Consider the following 6,510-nt stretch of genomic DNA (forward strand, 5'->3'; position numbering starts at 1 on the left):
TAATTTAAAACAAGAAGCGGTCAGATTGATCGTGTTAGCCTGTGGACTAGATAGTGCCGACACTGCTAGGGTGAAACAGGAAGAAAAAGCCAACTTTTGTTAGCATTAGTTAGCTTTTTTGTATCGGAATCATCGGTATCATAAAATTTTTAACCTATATTTGCTCGTTATCTAGGAGAGACTAATCATATAAATTATACCAAATATCCCCTCATCATAATTGACTACAATTCCCAATACATCTAAAATAAATATTTCACCAATTATAAAAATAACAACACCATGCCAAAATACGTAATGTGGGGAAGCTACTGCGAAGACGTACTAACCAAACGAGAACCCCACCGTCAAGCACACTTAGAAGGACTAGCAAAACAAAAAGAAGCAGGAATTTTAATTACCCTGGGTCCTACAAAAGATGTCACCAAAGTTTTTGGAATTTATGAAGCGGAAGACGAAAACACCGTGCGTCAGTTAGTGGAAGCTGATCCTTATTGGCAAAATGGCATCTGGACAGAGTATTCTATTAAAGAGTGGATTCAAGCTTTTTAATTCATAATTCATAATTCATAATTCATAATTGCAGGAGGAGTCAGAAGTCAGAATGATTTGAGATTTTAGATTTTAGATTTTAGATTGGAGTTAACAAAAACAATCCAAAATCCAAAATCGAAAATCCATAATTGTATCACCTGTCACCTATTCCCTTGTTTACGAATTATGAATTAATCTCTCAATGCTCTTTTAAAATTGCGACGATAGGACGAATTAGCAATAAACAAAACTGGCCATAATAAACTAAATCCAACACGATTCAGTAATGTTTGTGTAAAATGAGTCTTATTAAAACCAGACCAGAATTTCACTGCGCCCAATACATAAGTCACAGTTAACCCAACAATAATTAATTCCATTACAATCTACTCCTATGGTAAATACAGAAAATTGTGCATCATAAGTCATAAACATTGCAGAGATTTGCTTACCAAAATACAGTTTTTCAAAGCTTTTCGCTATTGGTGCAGGTAAAACTTAACTCTTAACTTTGCAATGTGTTGATATTAGTATAGTATTGCAGAATGCGGCTTGGTAGTCAATGCCAATATGGGGGTATTTATAGAGATTAGGACTTACGCACTGTACAAATTCACCATGATGTGCATGAACGAAAATCCGTCGTTTCAGGCTTTTGTCGATTAACTTCCGATCAATAGCGAACTGCTTGCAGCAGCGCTTCGCTATCGCCCAAAAATCATTAAAAAATCACGTTGAAAAGCCTGAAATCCATACCTCATATTTGGTTGATCCTGGCGTAAGTCCTAGAGATTGTTAATAAAAATATAGAAGTATATGTAAATTTATATTACTTTTGTATATTATATCCATTGCTACTAATAAATCCAGAACACTTAGGTTTGGTTGTTAGTTGATTGTTCTGAATTAGCAGCAGTTTATAGGAAGATGTAGGGAAAATTTACAGCTATGTTAAATATAATAAGGGTAATGTAAATACGGGGCTGTAATAATACTATTTACATAATTTTAAGCGTCGATTTACTTAATTTTTATCAAATGTTTCTTGTGGAAGTTCCTCAAAGATCAATATTCATAGGAGACTAAATAAAGAAGAACCAATTTTTATAACGAATCTCGATGCAGCCAAGGCTGTAATTAGGAGGATTTATGCGTGCAGTGCTAATGGCAGGTGGTTCAGGGACAAGATTACGTCCTTTAACCTGTGATCTACCAAAACCAATGGTGCCGATATTAAACCGACCCATTGCAGAACATATTATCAATCTTCTCAAACGGCATAACATTACAGAAATAATTGCTACGTTACACTATTTACCCGATGTCCTGCGAGATTACTTCCAAGATGGTAGCGATTTTGGCGTACAAATGACATACTCTATCGAAGAAGACCAACCTTTAGGAACAGCAGGTTGTGTTAAAAATATTGCTGAACTTTTGGATGAAACTTTTTTAGTGATTAGCGGTGATAGTATCACAGATTTTGACCTGACGGCAGCTATTGAATTTCACAAACAAAAACAATCTAAAGCTACTTTAATTTTAACCCGTGTTCCTAACCCGATTGAATTTGGGGTAGTAATTACAGATGAAGAAGGACGTATCAAACGATTCTTAGAAAAACCTTCCACTAGTGAAATTTTTTCTGATACTGTGAATACAGGAACATATATTTTAGAACCAGAAGTTTTGGAATATTTGCCAGAACATACAGAATCCGATTTTTCTAAAGATTTATTTCCTTTACTATTGGCGAAAAATGAACCAATTTATGGCTATATTGCCCAAGGTTACTGGTGTGATGTGGGTCATTTAGATGCTTATCGGGAAGCGCAATATGATGCTTTAGCTAAGAAGGTAAAACTAGAGTTTGCATATCAAGAAGTTTCTTCTGGGGTGTGGATAGGTCAAAATACTTATATTGATCCCAGTGCGAGAATTGAAAGTCCTGCCATAATTGGTGATAATTGTCGCATTGGGGCAAGGGTACAAATTGAAGATGGGACGATTATTGGTGATAATGTAACTATTGGGGCAGATGCAAATTTAAAACGTCCTATAGTTTGGAATGGCGCAATAATAGGCGATGAAGCCCAATTATCAGCTTGTATAATCTCCCGTGGGACTCGTGTTGATCGCCGCGCTCATGTATTAGAAGCTGCTGTAGTGGGTTCGCTTTCTACGGTGGGAGAAGAAGCACAAATCAGCCCTGGGGTGCGAGTTTGGCCAAGTAAGAAAATTGAATCAGGTGCTGTTTTAAACATTAATTTGATTTGGGGTAACACTGCCCAAAGAAATTTATTTGGTCAACGGGGGGTACAAGGTTTAGCTAATATTGATATTAGCCCGGAATTTGCTGTCAAATTGGGTGCTGCCTATGGTTCGACTTTAAAACCCGGTTCTCAGGTGAGTGTTTCCCGTGATCAGCGGAATGTATCACGAATGGTAACTCGTTCTCTCATTGCTGGGTTGATGTCGGTAGGTGTAGATGTGCAAAATCTTGATTCGACAGCTATTCCTATTACTAGAACCGTGATTCCCAAAATTGGGGTAGCGGGTGGTATTCATGTGCGGGTACACCCGGATCGTCCTGATTATATCCTGATTGAATTCATGGATAGCAAGGGGATTAATATTACCAAAGCCCAGGAAAAGAAAATTGAGGGGGCGTATTTTAAAGAAGATATGCGGAGGGCGCAAAGTCACGAAATAGGTGATGTGGTATATCCTAGTCAGGTGATTGAACGTTACTGTACTGCTTTTGAAAAGCTTTTGAATGTGGAAACTTTGCGTAATAGTCGGGCAAAGGTTGTAATTGACTATGTTTATGCGGTTTCAGGGGCTGTGTTACCGCAGATGTTAGATAAGTTTGGTGCTGATGCGGTGGTTTTGAATGCCAGTGTGAATAAAACCGCGATGACGACTACTACGAGGGAAGGTTTGTTAACTCAGTTAGGTCATGTAGTGGAAGCACTCAAGGCTAATTTTGGGGTACAGGTATCAGCAAATGGGGAACAGTTGATTTTAGTGGATGAGTCTGGTTATCCCGTGCGGGGAGAAATGTTGACGGCGTTGATGGTGGAAATGATTTTAACATCTAATCCTAGAGGTTCAGTAGTTGTACCGGTTCATGCTTCTAGTGCGGTGGAACAGGTAGCACGTCGTCATGATGGGAGGGTAATTAGAACTAAGGCTAACCCGACAGCGTTGATGGAAGCTTGTCAAAAAAATCCCCATGTGGTTTTAGGGGGAAGTGGAGAAACTGGTTTTATTTTCCCGCATTTACATCCGGGTTTTGATTCCATGTTTTGCATTGCGAAGTTGATTGAAATGCTGACAATTCAAGAGCGATCGCTTGCTGCTGTCCGTGCTGAATTACCCCGCGTTATTCACAAAAATTCTACCGTTCGTTGTCCTTGGACTGCTAAGGGAGCGTTGATGCGTTATTTGGTGGAAACTCACCCCGCGCAAAATTTGGAATTAATTGATGGGGTGAAAATTTGTCAACCTTATGATGATAGTTGGGTGTTGGTTTTACCCGATGCTAGTGAACCTTTGGTACATTTATTTGTTAACAGCAGCGATCGCGATTGGGTAGATGATAGTTTGAGAAGCTATCGCAACCGTGTTCAGAGTTTTGTAGAACGAGAACAGGAACATTACGCAGAAGTTTGATTTCTGAATCAGGATGTACAGGATTTTCTCAGTAACTCAACCTTAAAAAACGTCATACCCAGATCCCCGACTTCTTCAACAATTCGGGGATCTATTATCAATTATCAATTATCAATTATCAATTATCAATTACCCATTACCCATTACCTATTACCAAAGCCAGTGTAAGATTCTGCCAGAATGGCAAATATACATCCGTAAAATCCTATAAATTATAAATAACAACATAAATAGCTGTGGAAATAGCCTACCGTTAGGCTTTTTCCTAACAACCAAATGTTTACCTTTTACACCAAGACAGATGAAGCGTAACTATTGGTGGTTCTTTTTTCCCGACAGTTTAAACAATTACAAATTTGGGTAATGGCTAACCCGAAATTTGAGATTGTTAGCAAAATTCTACGGCTATTTTAGATGTTAGTTTTTTACGATCATCTTTAGCACTGACAGTAAAATGGGAAATTGAAAAGTTACGGTGAAATCTTCCTTATGGCTGATAGTACCTTGAGTGTAGCACCTTGATTTATCACACTTCTGCTTCATTTATGGTAATCCTATTTCTCCCAAACAGGATTATCTCTACTGCATCAATTGGCAATTTATTAACCGATCATGGAAGCTGGTAAATTACACAGCTTCTTTTTTTATAGCTATTCCCATGCTAGTGAGGTACAAAGTTTTTGTGTTTTAGGGAACAGTGAATAAATTGGTGTGTACTTCATTAGACTGGGAAACGCTATATCAGTAGCTTAACATAATTAAACGTAAAATCAAAAGTGGATAGATCCCCTGCTTCTTGAAGAAGTCGGGGATCTAGGTATTACATTCAGGTAAGGGTTTAGCAATGCTAAACCCTTACTTCCTACTTAGTACACTATATTTTTTGTTTCATTATTTATCGCAGGTTAGATTTATTAAATCAGTTGACTTATGACTAACAGGTTACAAATCTAATTGAAAATTCTCATACTACAGATAGATAAAAATTTGGTATATTTCCGATGGTAATAGAATATATGTTTACTTCAATAGGTAGAGGTTTATCTATTTTTTAGGAAAACATATTTATTTTTTATATTTTTGCAAAATTGAAGAATTTAAATGAAGAATTTAAATATTTTAGATCAAGGTGCATTTCATCAAACTAAAGTATTGCGTCAAAAAATATAAATTTGATGTAAGATTAGTATAAAGATTCAAGAAAGACTATCTGCCCTTGTATAAACTTTCATAAAACTTTCGTGAATATGTAGGAAAATTATGCCATGACTAATAGTATTTCAAGACAAAGCATGAAGAAATTTGGCATTGTCTTTTAACTTGTCTTTTAACTTGGCTGATAACTTGGCTGAGAAACAATTTCAGATTTATGAAAATCTGCTGATGAGAAAATTATAGTGTTAAGCTAGTGTTAAAAAATAAACAGCTTCCTGTCCCCAACAAAATGATTTGTAGGCTGCAATTTGTGGAACACATTTAATCTGATTGGGTAATCACAACCTAACTAACTTAAATCTTTGCAAGGTGCTGGATGAACCTGCATTGCAGGATTAAAAACAATTAGTAATTACTAATTCATAATTCATAATTAAAAGACTGCTGATAATTTAACAATTCTCTAAGCAGCCAGGTTTTGCTTGGGATCTAAATCTCTATTCAAAACTAATTATGAATTAATCAATTATAAAGATTTAAAGGTGTTTTACTGTATATTTTTTCAGCCAGCTTTAGCTGCATAGCACGTCATAAATATCATAAATATTTAGTTAGTTAGAAGTGATTTATGAATTTTACATCTGGATTTTAGCAACAGATGTAACAGGTGAATTAGCCCAAATTTTACAGTATTCGGCAACTGGTAAGAATTATGTCATTCTCTTCTCATCAAAATCAAGTTTTGGATCTTTACGATGCACACGATAGCAAGTTTTTAACACCTTTTCAAAGGAGAACATTGTTAAAAAACTTGCAAACTGATTTACAACCAGAATATCGCAGACGAATTGAAATTATCTTGTTAGCAGATATGGGTAAATCTCAATCTCATATCTGTGAAATTATTGGTTGTTCTCAGGAGATGGCAAGATATTGGATCGGTATTGCTGAGGCGGGAATGGCTCATAAATGGAATGAAAGAAGGATAGGTAGACCGAAAACAGTTAATAATCAATATATTGAAAGATTGAAAGAATTGGTAACTCATAGTCCCCGTGAATATGGCTATGCTTTTGGATCTTGGACTGCTCAATGGTTGAGTAAACATTTAGCCAATGAATTAGGAATTGAAATTAGCGATCGCCA

General features: G+C 36.3%; 3 protein-coding genes. All 3 read left to right on the forward strand.

Annotated features, from left to right (window positions below; translation table 11 throughout):
* Positions 1 to 282: 282 nt before the first annotated feature.
* Positions 283 to 552, forward strand: coding sequence for a YciI family protein (locus FFR48_RS24025; protein ID WP_137669112.1), 270 nt, complete (start codon positions 283 to 285; stop codon positions 550 to 552).
* Between the two features lie 1,131 nt (positions 553 to 1,683).
* Positions 1,684 to 4,209, forward strand: coding sequence for a mannose-1-phosphate guanyltransferase (locus FFR48_RS24030; RefSeq protein WP_137669114.1), 2,526 nt, complete (start codon positions 1,684 to 1,686; stop codon positions 4,207 to 4,209).
* A gap of 1,867 nt (positions 4,210 to 6,076) precedes the next feature.
* A partial coding sequence (locus tag FFR48_RS24035) for a helix-turn-helix domain-containing protein (RefSeq protein WP_137669115.1) occupies positions 6,077 to 6,510 on the forward strand: 434 nt, incomplete at its 3' end.

It is taken from the genome of Sphaerospermopsis reniformis (genome assembly GCF_005402885.1).
Classification (GTDB): domain Bacteria; phylum Cyanobacteriota; class Cyanobacteriia; order Cyanobacteriales; family Nostocaceae; genus Sphaerospermopsis; species Sphaerospermopsis kisseleviana.